At 63.6% G+C, this 14,959-nt stretch carries 13 protein-coding genes; 7 read left to right on the plus strand and 6 right to left on the minus strand.

The window, feature by feature from the left end; genetic code table 11:
• The first annotated feature begins 134 nt into the window (after window positions 1-134).
• Both D7Y21_RS35010 and D7Y21_RS35015 read left to right on the plus strand, forming a co-directional pair.
• Window positions 135-779: a hemerythrin domain-containing protein gene (locus D7Y21_RS35010; RefSeq protein ID WP_120567900.1), complete on the plus strand. Its 645-nt coding sequence runs from the start codon at window positions 135-137 to the stop codon at window positions 777-779.
• Between the two features lie 126 nt (window positions 780-905).
• The gene (locus tag D7Y21_RS35015) at window positions 906-1,631 is read left to right on the plus strand and encodes an SIMPL domain-containing protein (RefSeq protein ID WP_233612399.1); all 726 of its coding nucleotides are present in this window, start codon (window positions 906-908) and stop codon (window positions 1,629-1,631) included.
• Between the two features lie 119 nt (window positions 1,632-1,750).
• Here the strand turns inward: D7Y21_RS35015 and D7Y21_RS35020 are convergent, their stop codons facing one another.
• From D7Y21_RS35020 to D7Y21_RS35040, 5 genes are all read right to left on the minus strand, one after another.
• Window positions 1,751-2,938 (minus strand): tyrosine-type recombinase/integrase, encoded by a 1,188-nt coding sequence (locus tag D7Y21_RS35020; protein WP_121717992.1) that lies wholly within the window; start codon window positions 2,936-2,938, stop codon window positions 1,751-1,753.
• Entirely contained in the window at window positions 2,935-3,156 is a 222-nt protein-coding gene (locus D7Y21_RS35025; RefSeq protein WP_121717993.1) for a helix-turn-helix domain-containing protein, read from the minus strand. The genes D7Y21_RS35020 and D7Y21_RS35025 overlap by 4 nt, the downstream gene beginning before the upstream one ends.
• The gene (locus D7Y21_RS35030) at window positions 3,153-4,688 is read right to left on the minus strand and encodes a primase-helicase family protein (RefSeq protein WP_147469463.1); all 1,536 of its coding nucleotides are present in this window, start codon (window positions 4,686-4,688) and stop codon (window positions 3,153-3,155) included. Before D7Y21_RS35030 ends, D7Y21_RS35025 begins: the two co-directional genes overlap by 4 nt.
• On the minus strand, window positions 4,685-5,743 hold the full coding sequence (locus D7Y21_RS35035) for a hypothetical protein (protein ID WP_121717995.1): 1,059 nt from the start codon (window positions 5,741-5,743) through the stop codon (window positions 4,685-4,687). Before D7Y21_RS35035 ends, D7Y21_RS35030 begins: the two co-directional genes overlap by 4 nt.
• A 234-nt stretch (window positions 5,744-5,977) precedes the next feature.
• Window positions 5,978-6,265, minus strand: a complete 288-nt coding sequence (locus tag D7Y21_RS35040; protein ID WP_199735556.1) for a hypothetical protein — start codon at window positions 6,263-6,265, stop codon at window positions 5,978-5,980.
• 373 nt (window positions 6,266-6,638) lie between these two features.
• On the opposite strand from D7Y21_RS35040, the gene D7Y21_RS35045 reads away from it, so the two are divergent.
• The 5 genes from D7Y21_RS35045 to D7Y21_RS35065 all read left to right on the plus strand — a co-directional run bounded on the left by D7Y21_RS35045 (window position 6,639) and on the right by D7Y21_RS35065 (window position 14,197).
• Entirely contained in the window at window positions 6,639-7,547 is a 909-nt protein-coding gene (locus D7Y21_RS35045; protein WP_158627399.1) for a DUF2381 family protein, read from the plus strand.
• A gap of 11 nt (window positions 7,548-7,558) precedes the next feature.
• Window positions 7,559-9,394, plus strand: a complete 1,836-nt coding sequence (locus D7Y21_RS35050) for a serine/threonine-protein kinase (protein ID WP_121717997.1) — start codon at window positions 7,559-7,561, stop codon at window positions 9,392-9,394.
• Between the two features lie 78 nt (window positions 9,395-9,472).
• Entirely contained in the window at window positions 9,473-10,822 is a 1,350-nt protein-coding gene (locus D7Y21_RS35055) for a serine/threonine-protein kinase (protein ID WP_233612400.1), read from the plus strand.
• 65 nt (window positions 10,823-10,887) lie between these two features.
• Window positions 10,888-11,829 (plus strand): helix-turn-helix domain-containing protein, encoded by a 942-nt coding sequence (locus D7Y21_RS35060; RefSeq protein WP_121717999.1) that lies wholly within the window; start codon window positions 10,888-10,890, stop codon window positions 11,827-11,829.
• A gap of 163 nt (window positions 11,830-11,992) precedes the next feature.
• A complete protein-coding gene (locus tag D7Y21_RS35065; RefSeq protein WP_121718000.1) occupies window positions 11,993-14,197 on the plus strand; it encodes a P-loop NTPase fold protein in 2,205 nt (734 codons plus the stop codon).
• Between the two features lie 232 nt (window positions 14,198-14,429).
• On the opposite strand, the gene D7Y21_RS43705 is transcribed toward D7Y21_RS35065, so the two are convergent.
• The coding region (locus tag D7Y21_RS43705; RefSeq protein WP_370039701.1) for a transposase at window positions 14,430-14,959 on the minus strand (530 nt) is incomplete at its 5' end.

The following is a 14,959-nucleotide window of genomic DNA, read 5'->3' on the forward strand; positions in this document are numbered from 1 at the left end:
TGTATAAGAGCCAGGCCGGGAATCCATCCCCACCCTTCACCCCGTGCCGCGCTGCGCCAGGGCCTGCCTGGGCCCGAGCGGTTTCGCGATGGGGGAGGCGCGGCCCCCCGATTCGACGCAAAGGGAGACGGCCCATGGATGCCATCACGTTGCTGAAGGCGGACCACAAGACGGTGGAGCAGCTGTTCCGCAAGTTCGAGAAGGCGGGCGACCACGCGCTGGCGCACAAGCGCAAGCTGGTGGACGAGATGGTGCGCGAGCTGTCCATCCACGCCGCCATCGAGGAGCAGGTCTTCTACCCGGCCGTGCGCGCGCGTTCGGAGGACCTGTCCCCGGACGTGCTGCGGGCGCTGGAGGAGCACCACGTGGTGAAGTGGGTGCTGTCGGAGCTGGACACGCTGCCGCCGGAGTCCGAGCGCTTCGACGCGAAGGTGCACGTGCTGATGGAGAACGTGCGCGCCCACGTCACGGAGGAGGAGCAGTACCTCTTCCCGGAGGTGAAGAAGGTCTTCAAGCCGCAGGAGCTGCGGCAGGTGGGCGAGGCGCTGGAGCTGGCGAAGAAGGGCGCGCCCACGCACCCGCACCCGGCCGCGCCGGACACCCCGCCGGGCAACCTGCTGACGGGCGCGGTGGCGGCGGTGATGGACATGGGCCGGGACGCGCTGCGCGTCGCGCGCCGCAAGGCCGTCACGCAGGTGCGCAAGTCCGCGCCGCGTCCGCTGCGAAAGCCGTTGGAGTCCATGATGTCGGTGGATTCGGCGGGTGATTCGCTGCACTGAGCGAGCGTCCGGCGCAGGACGCCTCGGGTCCGGTGAATGTCCGCCGGGGCTGGGGCGTCCGAAGGGGCATGAGAGGCTTTCGCGCCAGGAAGCGCGAAGGTTCTCCCGCCTTGGGAAGGAGGCGCCATGTCCGCTGTTCGCAGGATGTTGACGACGCTGGTGGTGCTCGCGGGCTTCACGGCCGCGGCGCAGACGCAGGGCCCGGCCGGTTCACCGCAGCCCCGGCCGCCGGTGGATCCGCAGGTGCGCACGCTGCGTGTGGAGGGCACGGGCGAGGTGAAGGCGCAGCCAGACGAGGCCTTCATCGACGTGGCGGTGGAGACGTCCGCGCAGAACGCGAAGGCGGCGGGCGAGGAGAACGCGAAGCGGATGGAGAAGGTGCTCGCGGCGCTGACGGGGGCGGGCATCGCGAAGCGGGATTTGCAGACGCGCAACTACAACGTCTATCCGGAGTACACGCCGGCGCCGCCGCAGGGCGGTGAGCCGAAGCTGAAGGGCTACCGGGTGAGCAACCTGGTGAGTGTCCACGTGACGGACCTGTCCAAGGTGGGGAGCCTGTTGGACAAGGCGCTGGCGGCGGGGGCGAACCGGGTGGACTCGGTGCGCTTCGGGCTGAGCCGGCAGGACGCGGTGCAGGGCGAAGCGCTGCGGCAGGCGGTGGCGCGAGCGCGCAAGTCCGCGGAGGTGCTGGCCGCGTCGCTCAACGTGAAGCTGGGCGCGGTGCTGGACGCGAGCACGGTGACGGAAGCCCCGCGCCTGTACCCGGCCACCTTCGCCATGACATGGCGGAGTCGCGAGCCGCGCCCCCCACGCCCATCCAGCCGGAGGAGCAGACGGTGCAGGCGAAGGTGACGCTCATCTTCGCCATCCAGTAACTGCTGCCATCCCAGGGCCAGCAATCTCAACGGCTTGCCGGGGTGCTGCGTTGTCGGGGGATCGTCATGTGCCCCCAATGTGCCCCTCTGGCGCGGTCAGGCCAGAGCGGCGCGATGCTGCGAAGCGGGCGCGTCGAGTTGTTGGACGGCGCGCTCCTTCGTCTCCGGGGAGAGGTGGGCGTACCGCATCGTCATTTCGATGGTGGCGTGGCCCATCAGCTCCTGGATGACCTTGAGCGGAATACCGCGCATGGCGAGGTGGCTGCCATAGGTGTGGCGCAGGTCGTGCCAGCCGATGCGGCCCTGTTCGCGGGTGATGCTTGCCCGAATCAGGTTGCGCTCCAGCGGTCGCCGCATCAGGCCGTCGGTGAGCGGCTGACCGTCCTCCTGACAGAACACGTAGGCCCCGCGCAGGTGCCGGTGTTCCTTGAGGGCATCGACCACGGACGCGGGCAGGTCCACCCCTCGCTCGCGGCCACCCTTGGGCAAGCCTTCCTGTCTGTTCGTGCGGGTGCGTCGGACCTGGAGTTTGCCGCGCGGCAGGTCCAGGTCACTCCACTGGAGGCCCATCAGCTCGCCCTCGCGGAGGCCCGTCTTGATGGCGACGAGGAGCAGCGCCCTCCACGCGGGTTCGGCGTGGGCGACAAGCCGCTCGGCCTCATCGAAGGTGAGGAAGTCGAAAGCGGGCTTCCGTGTCTTGAGGAGCTTCACGCGAGGGACATGGGCGATGACGCCCTGTTCCTGCGCGAGCGTGAGCAGCTTGTGCAGCACCGTGAGGGTGTTGTTGATGTACCTGGGGCTCATGGGCGGTGGCCCGGAGCCCTTGCGCAAACGGAGGGCTGCCCGCGAGGGGGCTTCCTTCCGTGCCCGCGCGCCCGAGTGCTTCTTGCGCATGGCGGCTTTGAAGTCCTCGACCTCCGCGAGGCCGATGGCATCCAGCGCCATGCCTCCGAAGAACGGCAGGAGGTGATCCGCCAGAATCTGCCGCTTGCTGAGCAGGGTGGAACCCTTGTTGTTGTTCTCGCTGTACGTGATGAAGCGCGGCTCGAACTCCGCCAGCGTGACGATGCGCTTCTCCGTGGGCTTCTCCTTTCCGAAGGTCCCGGTCAGCAAGGCATGGCGGACCTGACGCTCGTACTCCTCCGCGCCACGGCGGGTGTTGATGGGCGATGCCTTGCGGACTCGCTCCACCTTCCCGCTGGGGTGCTGGTACTTCACGTCCACCCACCACCCCTCCTGCACCTTCCCCTCCTTCGTCTTCCACTTCCGCAGTCTGACGCTCATCGGTTCTCTCCGAGCGCAGGACCGCCGTTACCCGGCTGCCATGCTAACAGCGTGTCGCGGCGGATGCGGATGGATCGGCCGATGTGGATCACGCCTGGGAGTTGAGTCAGGCGGATCAACTCGTAGAGCGTCTTCCGGTTCACGCGCAGGAGCGCTGCGGCCTCCTCGACCGTCAGGAACTCGGGTGCGCTGGCCCCTGCTTCCGTGGGCTTCGTCATCGCGTCGGCCCGCCCCCGTTGGTTGGAGGCGCGCGGCCTGGCATTGCCTCGAGGGACGGCTGCGGGTTGCTCATGCTCGCGACGTGAACACCGCGCGGGGCCGTGAGCGGGACGACCTTCGCCGCTTGCGGTGATGCGTCCTGAGCCGGCTGATGCCAAGAGGGAAGCCAGCCCCGTGCCCTGTTGTCGCGCTGCTCGGTCCAGCCCGCTGCCTTCAGCGCGGCAAGGAAGGTCCGTTTCTGGGGCGGATGCTTCTGCCCCACCGCGATGCAGAAGCCGCAGACCGCCGCATACAGCGCGTCATTCGTGAACGCCTGGGTCTTGCCCACCTGAGCGCCGCCACGGTGAATCGCTTGGGCCATCGGGCCCGTCGTCGCCCAGTCGCGGAGCTGCGCGTCGGGGTCTGGGCTCTCGCTGAGTTCTCGCAGGAACTGCTCCGTCACCGGCTCGCTGAGTTGCTGAAGCTCCTCGCGGGACGCGTTGACGTGAGGCCGGCGGACCTGCCGCGCGTCCACGGCGCGGTTGACCATGGCGTGAGCGAAGGCGGCCACCTGCCGCATGAACTCGGGCGTGAATGCGTCGTCCTCTCCGGGAGCGTGCAGCGATTCCAAGAACTCCCGATGTGTCATGCCCAGGTCCGGGTGCGTGTACTCGGCGGGCTTGGTCCTGTTGTGGAGCACTGTCCAGCGGCGGTCGCCCTCTTCGATTTCGATGGGCTTCGTCCGGTTGGTAGCAGCGAGGAGCCCCGCGCGATTCGTCGCGGACGTCCGGGCAACCCCCTTGCTCTCCAGGAAGACCTCTCCGTCTGTGATGGTCGCCTTGAGCCCGTCGCCGAGTGAGCCCCCGCGCTTGTGGTTATCGAGCAGTTCGTTGGCGAAGATCAGGAGCTTCGTGGCGAAGTGGAAGTTGTAGGGCTTGGCCAGATCCGCCTCTCCAATCTGGACGCAGTTGGACGGCCCCAGCAGGTGCGCCAGCACGCGATAGAGCACGTTCTTCCCGGAACCCGGAGGCCCTTGCAGAAGGATGGCGGTGCCCGGCCTGGAGCCCGGATGCTGGACCTTGAAGGCGATCCAGTTGAGCAACCAGTCCAGCCCGGCTTCGTCCTCCGCGAGCCAGAGAAGCACGCGGCGCACGTTGGGCCACGTTCCCGGCACGGGTACGAGCGAAGGGGGCTCCCAGGTGTTGACCGCGAAAGTCCCGTCCTTGCGCATGAGGAGCGCGGGGGCGTGCGGCCGGCACTCCATAGACATGACGCCCACGCAGAGATCCGGGACGTTCGGCGAGGACGCTAGCGGACTCGCCCCACGTGGCCACGTATCGCGCGGCTCCAATAGCCCGCGCAAAATGAGGTAGTCCTCCGCGGCCTTCTGGGTCAGGAACTCGGGAGCGAAGCCGTGTCCGTCGTGTCGACGTGCAAGGTAGCGCTCCAGCGGAACGATCTTCACCAACGGCAGCTTTGCCACCTGGGCAAGCGCGCTGTCCCTGTCGGCGACGTCAGCCGAAGCGTTACCGGGCTGGATCTCCGCGCTCATCGCTCGCCTCCGCTTTCGAGGCTCGGATGGGCCACCAGTTTCAGAGCCCGGAGCCATCGTGCGTGCTCTGCCTCCTGGTCAGCCTTCCGCTGTCGCTCCCATTGCGTGAGCTTGGCGCGTGCGCCTCGCAACCCACGCAGTGCTTCGCCCCACACGTCGCGCGAGGATTCCAGGTGGGCGAGGGCATCAAGCGAGCGGCGCGCGCATTCGAGGACGCTTTCTGAACTCTCGTCAGGCTTGGCCACCCTGGCCAGCAACTCGGTCAGCTTGTTGATGCCCAGGTGCCGCTGCCCGTCGAGCATGAGCACTTCGCCCGCGTCCATCTGCGCGAGCACCGTCACCACGTCGGAACGCTTGAAGCGCTGGAGCCGCTTGCGCACGTCACTCGGATTCGCCGCTCGCAAGCCGTCCACCTGCTTTTCATTGGGGCGTTCGGCGTAGCGCGCGAAGGGCTCCCGGAGCAGGGGACCGAACTCGGCCTGCACGTCCAGCGGCTGGCCCTGGTGATGTTCAGGGGCTGGGCGTGGCACTGCGTTGGAGGGATCCCAGCTTGGCAGGTAGTAAAGCCGCGCCACGTCCTTGCAGGATGCATCGGCCTTCAGCGCGGCGTCGGTCATGTCGCCCAGGCCCACGCACTGCATGAGGCGCGGCCACAGACGCTCTGACCAGCGGCCCGGTGAGCCCACGGGAACGGGCTCGCTGAACGGGAAGACGACCCGGTAGCGGATGGGCTTCGCTGTGCGCCCGTAGGAGTGCGTGGGGTAGGCGAGGAACCACAGGCCACGGCGGCGCAGGTCCGCAAGCCACGCCTCAAGCGCGGCCTGGGTCTCACCGTCGAAGTCCACGATGCCCACGGTGACGTGGGAGAAGTTCGCGTTGCGGCGGTAGGGCGCGGGCGTGGATTGCCCGTCCTTGCCTTCGTAGAGGCCATCAGCGCGGGGTGGGCACGGCCTGGCGGGGATGATGGCGCGGCCGTCCTTCTCCTCGCGCAGGAGCGGATCCACGGCCACCTCCCAGAGCGCGGTCATCAGCTCGGCCAGTGGACCGAACGTCACGACCTCCAGGCCGCCGGGGGTGAACCGCGAGTCCGTCAGGCAGATCGCCCAGGAAGCAAGCGCGGAGGTTGAAGAACAGCCGGCCGCGATGGCGGATGTGACGGAGCACTCAACGCGTGGGGGCTCCGTCACTGCTCCGTCACCGGAGGTTTCACTCTGCACGTGACGGAGTGACAGAACTTCCTTTTCCTTAGGAGAAGAAGAGAGAGGAGAGGGAGAAACGAGCCGCGTCAGTCACTCCGTCACCGCCTGTTCCGAGGCGGACGCAGGGCTGACAGCCAGCGTCGCGTCATTGATTTGGGTGAGGGCGTAGACCCGTGGCACCGCGCCCCGAGCGCCCGGCGTGTAGCGGAAGGACTCGCGCACCTTGCCAGCGCACAGAAGGAGGGTGAGCGTCCGACGGATGATCTCCTCTCCCGCGTTGATGCGCTCGCGCAGCTCCTTCACGGTGAGGCCCTTGGTCCCGGCGTCGCCCAACGCCGCGATGACATGAGGGCGGTAATTCTCGACGGCTTCAAACATGGTCGTCCTTCGTTGGCTGTGACTTCGCCCCCTGTAAATGGGTGCGATTTCCGAAGGTGGCCCACGCTCCAATGTTTCCGAAGGGGCCGCGCCGCTCCCTCGCTTGTGACTCGTAGACCTGGGAGGTTCAGCGCCACGACCCGCTGCGGTAGGTCCATGCCCCCCGGTTCCGATTTCCGAAGAGTCGACCTGTGAGACCTTGCTCGGCGGTCCCACACGCTCGAAAAATTCTCAGGAAAAATGAGGGGCCTCGTTATGCGCGGCGTATCCCCTGATTCCTTGCCGAAACGACCGCGTGCGAAGGCTGCGCGGAGATCTGCGACCCCGCGGCACCTGTTACGGTCAGCGCCGTCTTCTCGGAGGTTGCCTGCCGGTGCTCCTGGTTTTCCGTCCGTTGCTGCTGCTGTCCCTTCTTCTGCTGGGCACGAACGTCACGGCTCAGGAGCCTTCACGAGGGCGTGAGTTGGTGCAGCGGCGGGTGACACTCTCCCAGTCCGCAACCGGCAAGCCCGTGGAGCTGCACGTCGCTTCTGGCTCTCTCACTGCATTGGAGTTCGACTCCCCCGTGGATCGTGCAGGAGTGAAGCTGGGGGATGCCAGAGACCGTTTCGAGCTGATCGTGGCCACTGACCGGCTGATCATGCTCAAGCCCACAGGCGACGTGGGAACGAGTGAGCGCGTGCTGCTGACCGTGCCCTTCGCGGACGGCATGGCCCCAGCACGCGCTGTTTTCGCTCCCGTCACGAACGCCACACAGGTGGATGCGCAGGTCCAGGTGTCGCGGCTGCCACGCACGGCCGAGGCGGTGCAGGCCGAATTGGACGAGGTGCGCGCTGCATGCGCGGGAAAGAACATCGAATTGGAAGCGCTCCGGGCGCGAAGCGCGGCCACGGGACCCTCGGGCATGCTCTTGGCTGGGATGCTGGATCCTGTCGGTATCCAGGTGAAAGAACTCAGAGCCCAACTGTTGAAGCCCGCTAACGGGCTGACGGTAGCGCGTCTCACCGCCTTCCGAGGCACAGGGTGGGTCGCGCTCTCGCTTGAAATCACGAACGAAGGGGCGGCGCCCTGGACGCCCACGGAGGCCCGACTGTCCTCGGCGCGCGGTGGGCGCTCCCATGCGATGGTGGCGATGCGAGAGCCTCACATCGCTCCGGGTGGGAAGGCGCAGGTCGTGGTGGAGGCCCGTGGCGAGGATTGGCCTGAAGACGCCACCCTCCGGGTGGAACTGCGCGACAGCGCGGGAGAGCGGCGCCTTCTCATCCCTTCCCTGGTGTTCTAGAAGCGCGGGCCATGCTGCTTTTCATTCCCGCCAGCTTGAAGCCCGGGCAGATGGTGGATGGCTGGCGCGTGGTGAAGGCCCTGGGTTCGGGATCCTTCGGCGCCGTCTACCTCGTAGAGAAAGAGGGCCAGCGTTTCGCGCTGAAGATGGCCATGCACCGCGCCAGCAGTGGAGACGCGGAGCAGTCGGACGCGCGCCTGATGCGGGAGATGGTCTGCCTGGCCCAGGTGAGCGGCCATCCCAACATCGTGCGCACGTATGCCCACGGCCGATGGAACGACGCGACACGGGGCTGGCTCTACGTCGTCGAGGACTACGTGGAGGGCTACACGCTGGGCGAGTGGATGGAGAAGACGCACCCCACGGCGCACGAGGTGGTGGCCCTCTTCGTCAAGCTCGCATCCGCCCTGGCCCACGTGCACGCGCGGGGTGTGTTCCACCGTGACTTGAAGTTGAGCAACATCCTCGTGCGTGCCTCCGACGGCGAGCCCTTCCTGCTGGACTTCGGGGTGGGCAGCTACGCGCAGGCGCCCGAATTGACGGACTCCCCCCTGCCGCCCGGCACCCGGCGCTACCGCTCCCCCGAGGCCACGAAGTTCCTGCGCGAGCATGGCGAGGAGTCCGAGGCGCGCTACGCATTCAAGGCCACGGATGATGTCTACGCGCTGGGCATCTGCCTCTATGACCTGCTGACGATTGCGCGCCCCTGGAGTGAATCTCCGGCCATGTTCCTGGGGGGCAGGCTGGAGTTGCCCGCGCCGCATTCGCTCAACCCTCGGGTGCCAGCGGCCCTGGGCGCGGCCGTCCTCCATTTCGTTGCCCGCGATCCGGAGAAGCGTGCCCCTACGGCGGAGGTGATGCGGCGCGAGCTGACGGCATTACTGCCTGAGGTGGGAATCGCTTGGAGGGAGCCCTTCCACGTTCCCAAGCCCCACGTCCAACTCGCCCCCGAGGCGCCACCCCTCATGCCCTCACAAGAGGTGCCTGCCCCGGCCGCCCGGCAGGGACTGGTGACCGCGCGAGGGGGCTTCATGGTGGCGCTTGCCGTGCTCCTGGGGGGCTTCGTGTTCTGGCGCTTCACGACGCCCTCGGGATCTCTTCCCACTGCACAGCGGACGCCGTTAGCGCCCTCCTCCGCGTGGCAGGTGAATCCAGAGCCGAAGCAACCTGCTCCCCCTCCAGCGCCCGCCACGATGCCCCCTGAAGTAGCCTCTCCCGTGTCCGCACCCGAGCAGAAGGAAAGTCCTCCCGTGAAGCGCGCTCCCTCGCCCATGTCTCCGCCGCCCGCTCCCGCTATCAGGAAGCCAAAGCCCCTGGCCGTCTCCCCGGGCTGGCCCCCGGCGGAATGGGGTGGCTTCCTCAAGACGTGCGCGGGTCTGACCGCCGCCGCTGCCCTCCAGATGGGCTGCCCGGGAGCCCAGGTGCGGCCCGAGGCCGCGGACTGCCCCGAGGCCGCACGCAAGGCAATGTTCACCAAGAAGGCGGACGGCGGGTTGGGGTTGCGGAAGAATGCCTATGTCGCCTTCTACGCGGACGCGCGTCAGAGGCGCGCGGGTCATGATGGGATCTTCCGCGAGGGGCCCGTGACGGGGGAGGTGTACACCGATGAGCAGCCCGCATTGCCCAAAGGCACGCTGCTTTACGGCTACCTGTGGACGGGGAACAAGGACCTGCTGCTGGGACGCTACACCGAGGCCCGGCTTCCGAATGGCCAGAGGGTGCCGGTCTGCATCGAGGTGGGAAACCATGAGGACCTCGGATGGACCACGAGGGCCGAAGAGTCCAAGCCGGGCGAGATCGTGACTCGCAGTAACCTGTCTGGCATCGCGGTCGAACGTTGGCGTTGAGGCTCCTGCCCGACGTAACACTCATTTACAATTCAGCCCCTGTCCTTCTCACCCGGAGTGAGAGGAATTTCGGGGGAGTTGAACCCGCCGCGTCGTTCCCGAGGATCGATGCGGGCACTACCTTGCAAGTTCCTTCGCGCGAATTCCTCTCGCGTAGGCGCAAGGGGTATCCGCATGGCCCATCCGTCTGATCCGACGCTCTCCAGCGGCGTCGTACTCTTCACTCAGGGGGACACCTCCTACGAATTCTTCCGGGAGCTGGGAGTGGGGCGGCTGGGAGAGCGCGTCCTGCTCGCCTTCGTTCGGACGCCCCAAGGGCTGGGCGACTGCGTGGTGCTCAAGTGCATCCCCCTGCCGCAAGGCGAAGAGCTGCCCGAAAGCTTCCAGCACACGCGAACACGGTTGGAGGAAGAGGTGCGGCTCGCGCGCTACCTCCAGCACCCGCGCATCGCGCGCGTTCATGGACTTGTCGAGATGACACATGGGCTATGTGTGGTGATGGAGAACCTGGAGGGCTTGTCCCTCAACACGCTGCTGTCGGTGGCCCAGGCGCGCGGGCGCTACTTCTCCGAGTCCTTCGTCCTCTACGTGGGCGCGGAGGTGGCGGCCGCACTGGACTATGCTCATACGCGCACGGATGAAGCGGGCTTGCCTCTGGGCATCGTCAACCGCGACGTCAACCCGGGCCGTATCCGTCTGGGGCCGCGCGGTGAAGTGCGGATGACGGACTTCGGCGTGGCCCTCTCTGTGTTGACGGGTCGCGTGGCAACATCCTTCCCCCGGCCCCAAGGCGAAGTCCTCTATGCCGCGCCTGAGGCGTTGCTGGGCGACGCGGTGGATGCGCGAGCCGACCTCTTCTCCCTGGGGCTGACGCTGCTGGAGTTCGCCACGGGGCGGCACCTCTACGACCCGGGACACCTGCTCGCGGAAGGAGTGGAAGCACGGTTGTCGCAGGAGGAGCGGGAGAAGGTGCTGGCGGCGTCCGTGTCTTCCCTGGGGCTGACTCTGCCGCCCTTCGCGGAGGACATCATCCGGTGCGCTATGTCCTACCGTTCTGTGGACGTGGAGCGTGCGGCGGAAGGGCTGTCCGTGCCCCTTCGCGACATCCTTCACACGCTGCTTCAGCCCGAACCATCGGAGCGCTTCGCCACGGCGTCGGAGCTGGAAAGCCTCCTTCGCGCGCGGCTGGCGCAGTTGCCGCCCTACTCGGGAGAAAATGCGGTGAAAGAGGTTCAGCTGGCACTCGCGGGAGCGGACCGCCTGCTCTGGGACATTGAAGTGCCAAGCGACGAAGGTGGCATAGTTATGCCAATTGCGCATATTTCAAATCAAGATGGTATTTCGACAGCCCCTTCTCTCCGTGAAGGAATTCGTGGTGGTCTAAGGAGAGGGCGTCATCCAGATGAAATTACGACGGCTCCCTGTTGATGATTTAGTTGGTGTCTGGATGGTTGGCGGCAGCGGGGCCAGTGGCCCATGTGAGAGGGGTATGCATGCGGCAGTCGTTCTATAGCTCAATCTCTGATGCTGAAATTGTTCGCGGCTTTGTCCTTGGCCGGATAGCGGAGTCCGAGAATCTCGATTTCAAAGGTGAATTCTGGATCGATGGCCGCCCGGGTAAGAGCGCATCACAGGAAGCGGGCAAGGATATCGCGGCATTTGCCAATTCAGATGGAGGCAGCTTGGTCGTTGGTGTGTCCGACCGAGATGATTGCGCTTCTGGGTTTAATACAAATTTCAAGCTAGATGGTCGCAAGAAGCAGCTTGAAGCATGGCTCTTGAATGAGTTGAGTCCGTCGGCAGTGGCGTCCAGTGTGGAGATTGTTGAGTTGAGTTTTGATGTTGAGGGCCGTCGGCAGTGTGTTCTCGTAGTCAACGTGCCGCCTTGGCCGCATGGAGTTGTTGGCGTCAGATGGAAGGATGCTGGATGGATCTTTCCATTCAGATTGGGACGGGATACGAAATTTCTTTCACTTGAGGAAGCCATGGTGCGCAACGACGTCTCGCGGAGGGCTTTGTATTTGAGGATGGGAGAACTGATGGCCCGATCCTCGCCGCATCCGGAGTACAAAGGCATTCGCGTGCGCTTCTCAAGTCCTGTTGTTCAGGCTGTCGTGGGGGAACCAGGTACAAACCCCAAGCCTGTTGCGTTAGCGCTTAAGCATGGATGTCATGGGGCGATCGTTGGGCTTGAGCGGGATTGTTTTCTCGTGAGGATGAATGGTGTCTTGTTCGGATATGATCAGATCCCTTCTGGAATCATGAGGCTTACGGATGATATGGCGATTCCATCGGGTCAAGAGCTTGTAGTCCCGTTTGAGCATGTTGTTGCCGCATGGTGGGGCGCGAGCGCGCACAACGCGATCAACGTTTCTCTAAATGCGATGGTGTACTGGGTGGATGACCGGTGGGCGCTGTACAGTCACCTTTCGTGAGCACGATTCGTCATCGGGCACTGCTGACCGGTCTTTGTATGACGGTTCGCTAGCGGTCGCTGCGTGGTGTTTTGTAGGTCGGTTTGAATTGGCGGGCCTTGAACGCAAGCCGACGATGCTGAACTGACGGTTGCGTAAGGCCTTTTAACCTAAGGAGGAAAATGTGTCCCTTGGAGCCTTTGATCCAGATCGTCCAATTTCGTCCGCCGTAAACGATTTGCTGGGTCGGGAAGGTTTTGCGAGACAGGCTGCCGTAGCCCTCGCCAGGGTTACCAGCGAGGACCCGATTGTTGTTGGCCTGTATGGTCCCTGGGGAGTAGGGAAAACATCGATTATCAATTTGATATCGGCTGAACTCAAGGGGATGAAGGATGTCGTTGTTGTGAACTTCAATCCTTGGTTTTTCTCAGGAGAGGCCGAGTTGATTGAGAGGTTTTTCGAAGAGTTGGCGACAGCGATGGGCAAGAAAACTGTGCCAGCGCGACAGCAAGCGGCCAGTGCTTTAAAGAAGTACCTTAAGGTCCTTAAGCCTGCGGCCAAGATCATGTCCGTTGCCTCTGACCTGATTATCCCTGGAACTGGAGCGATTGTCCGGGGCGTTGCCGAAATTGCAACCCCAGCGGTGGATGGCGCAGTGGCGGTTGCTGAACCGGCTGCCGAAATGTTGAACAAGGACGCTTCGCTCGAAGATGTTAGAGACGAAGCGCGTGATGCTCTTGTCAAGGCAAAGGTGAGGGTTGTTGTTTTTGTTGACGATATTGATCGACTAGAGCCGAATGACATCAGAACGGTGTTTAAGCTGGTTCGATTGGTGGGCGACCTGCCTTGGATTTCATACTTTCTCTCCTTTGATCCAGAGGTTGTGGCTCATTCGCTTTCTGGTGGGTGGGGAGCGCAGGGGAAGGCTAATAAAGGCAGGGAATACCTTGAGAAAATTATCCAGGTTTCTCTTCAGGTTCCGCCTGTCAGAAAGGCGGATCTTTTGAACATTGCAATGAGAGGTCTGGAGAGAGTCCTTGGAGAGCTTGGCGTTGGAGTATCAACGAAGGAGGCTGGAAGGCTGCTTGATGGGTGGCGCTTGGGCGTGGAAGTTGAGTTGGTGACGATACGTCAGGTTAAAAGAGTTTTAAGCGCGGTGGGTTTCGCGGTTGCGCTGCTTAAGTATGAGGTTGATGTTGTGGACTTGATTCTGCTTGAGGCTATGCGGGTAGTTTATCCTGGTGTTATGGATGCAATTCGTGCGGAGCCCTATGTGGTGTTGAAGCCCGGAGTGGATGGGCCTGGAAATGCTTCCCGAAAAAGTGTTGGCGGTAGACTGGAGGCAGCCCTAGAAGAGTTGCCCAATTCGAGCAGGTCAGGGGTTGAAAAGTTGTTGCGTATCTTGTTTCCCCGGTTTGGTTCAAAGAGTGAGTATTCGGCCGCTTTTGACGTGGAGTGGCGAAAAGAACGGCGGGTTGCGTCGGAAGAGTACTTGGAGAAGGCTCTTAGTTATGGGGTTCCGACGGGTGTTGTTTCTGATGCGAAGTACAACTCGATGCTTCGATCTTTGAGGCGGGGAGAGAACGATTCGTTTGTCTCCATGCTGAATGAACTCGTGTCCGGTGTCGGTTGGAGGGAATTGGTGTCGAGATTCAGGCAGGATGTGGATGCGATGTCTTCGGAATCTGCATTCTTGCTGGCGAGTACTGTGGCAGTGAAAGCGCAAGAACTGCCTCAGGGCGATGGGCTTTGGGGTGTGTCGACGTTTGAAGAGGGGGCACGGTTTTGCGGTGAAGCGCTGTGGATCGGTCGTGACGAAAAAGACCTGAGTTCTGTTTCTGAGTATGTGATCCAGAAGGCTGGTAGTTTGTACTTCTCTGCCCTTGTTCTTGGTTGGGGGATTGAGAAGGCGAATGTTGAAAAGGCGGAGAGGGGAAGTGTCTCGGCTGGCTGGATTTCGGCTGTTGAAGCTTCGAAATCTTCATTTTCGAAGAGGGCTAGCGCTGAGTTGGCATCCAGTAGCGTGCTCGGGGTTTGGTCGAGAAATGAGATGCTTATTGTGTTGCGGTTGTGGAGAGAGGTCGCCGGGCAAGGGGTGGTCGAGGTTGCGCTGAGGGCGTGGTTTGCGAGTGACCCGTCTGCGGCCGAGCGCCTTGTTGTCCTGGCGATTCCTCCTGATGAGGATATTGATAATTCCTATGTATGGAAGATAAGGGCGCGTGATGGGTATTCGGCATTGGCGGCGATTGTTTCTCCTGTGATTATTGCGAAGTTGCTGGGTGAAGATGCTGATGGCGCAGAGACAGAGTTGGCGAAGCTCTCTGGTGTGAAGCAGTCGAGGAGAGCGTTTCTTAATTTTTTCAAAGAGAATCAGGTTGGTGACGCATAGGTTGGGTTTTGGTATGGGCTTGGCGGGTGGCGATTAGGGCGGTGTGGTTTCGCGCCGTGCATGTGGATGGTGCTTTGGCGGTCGCTGGTTTGAGTCATCAGTCCTTCGCCTCCCGACGCGTTTGGTTGGCCGGCCGTTAGTCCCGTCCACTGTTGCTCGCGTCAGGACCTCGTGGCTTGGAGGGTGTTGTCGAACCCTCATGCAGGAGCAGGCCGGTGCAGCAGGAGGGTCGTCATGGCCAACTAGATGGAGGCCTCGCTGGAAAGGGCTTCTGCTCGTAATCCTTGCTGAGGCGGCGAGAGAGATTGATCCAGCCAAAGGTGCGTTCCGCTCCCCAACGGCGCACGACCACTATGAAGCCACGAGGAAGCGGTGGACGCTCAATCCTGGGAAGCAATCCGTACCAGCGTTGCCGCCCCTCATTGCGCAGGCGGACGACTTCCACATCCCAGCCGGAATTCTCCTCCAGCCAGCACTTGCGTCGGCCCTCATTGCCCGAATCCCTCCAGAGCTTGTGCGGGCAAGGGAAGTCCCTTCTGGACTTGCCGCGAAGAAGAAGTTGCGCGCCGTCTCGGTCCTGGACGCTTGCTGGGTGGACGTACAGCTCGTGGACGAAACCTTCGGTGTCTACCAACGTAACCGTCCGGCCAACGACGTGCCGTGAGGCATTGCCGGGGTATCGGCGCGCGGCGGACGCTTCCGGGCATGGCGAAGCAGGTGGAGAAGCCGGAGTGGGCGCGCGTCGCGAAAGCCTTCGAGGCG

It is taken from the genome of Corallococcus sp. AB045, assembly GCF_003668895.1.
Classification (GTDB): Bacteria; Myxococcota; Myxococcia; order Myxococcales; family Myxococcaceae; genus Corallococcus; species Corallococcus coralloides.

What these genes read in the sequence shown, in the direction of transcription:
- D7Y21_RS35010 (WP_120567900.1), top strand. Translation starts at nt 135, where the DNA reads ATGGATGCCATCACGTTGCTGAAGGCGGACCACAAGACGGTGGAGCAG.
- D7Y21_RS35015 (WP_233612399.1), top strand. Translation starts at nt 906, where the DNA reads ATGTCCGCTGTTCGCAGGATGTTGACGACGCTGGTGGTGCTCGCGGGC.
- D7Y21_RS35020 (WP_121717992.1), bottom strand. Translation starts at nt 2,938, where the DNA reads ATGAGCGTCAGACTGCGGAAGTGGAAGACGAAGGAGGGGAAGGTGCAG.
- D7Y21_RS35025 (WP_121717993.1), bottom strand. Translation starts at nt 3,156, where the DNA reads ATGACGAAGCCCACGGAAGCAGGGGCCAGCGCACCCGAGTTCCTGACG.
- D7Y21_RS35030 (WP_147469463.1), bottom strand. Translation starts at nt 4,688, where the DNA reads ATGAGCGCGGAGATCCAGCCCGGTAACGCTTCGGCTGACGTCGCCGAC.
- D7Y21_RS35040 (WP_199735556.1), bottom strand. Translation starts at nt 6,265, where the DNA reads ATGTTTGAAGCCGTCGAGAATTACCGCCCTCATGTCATCGCGGCGTTG.
- D7Y21_RS35050 (WP_121717997.1), top strand. Translation starts at nt 7,559, where the DNA reads ATGCTGCTTTTCATTCCCGCCAGCTTGAAGCCCGGGCAGATGGTGGAT.
- D7Y21_RS35060 (WP_121717999.1), top strand. Translation starts at nt 10,888, where the DNA reads ATGCGGCAGTCGTTCTATAGCTCAATCTCTGATGCTGAAATTGTTCGC.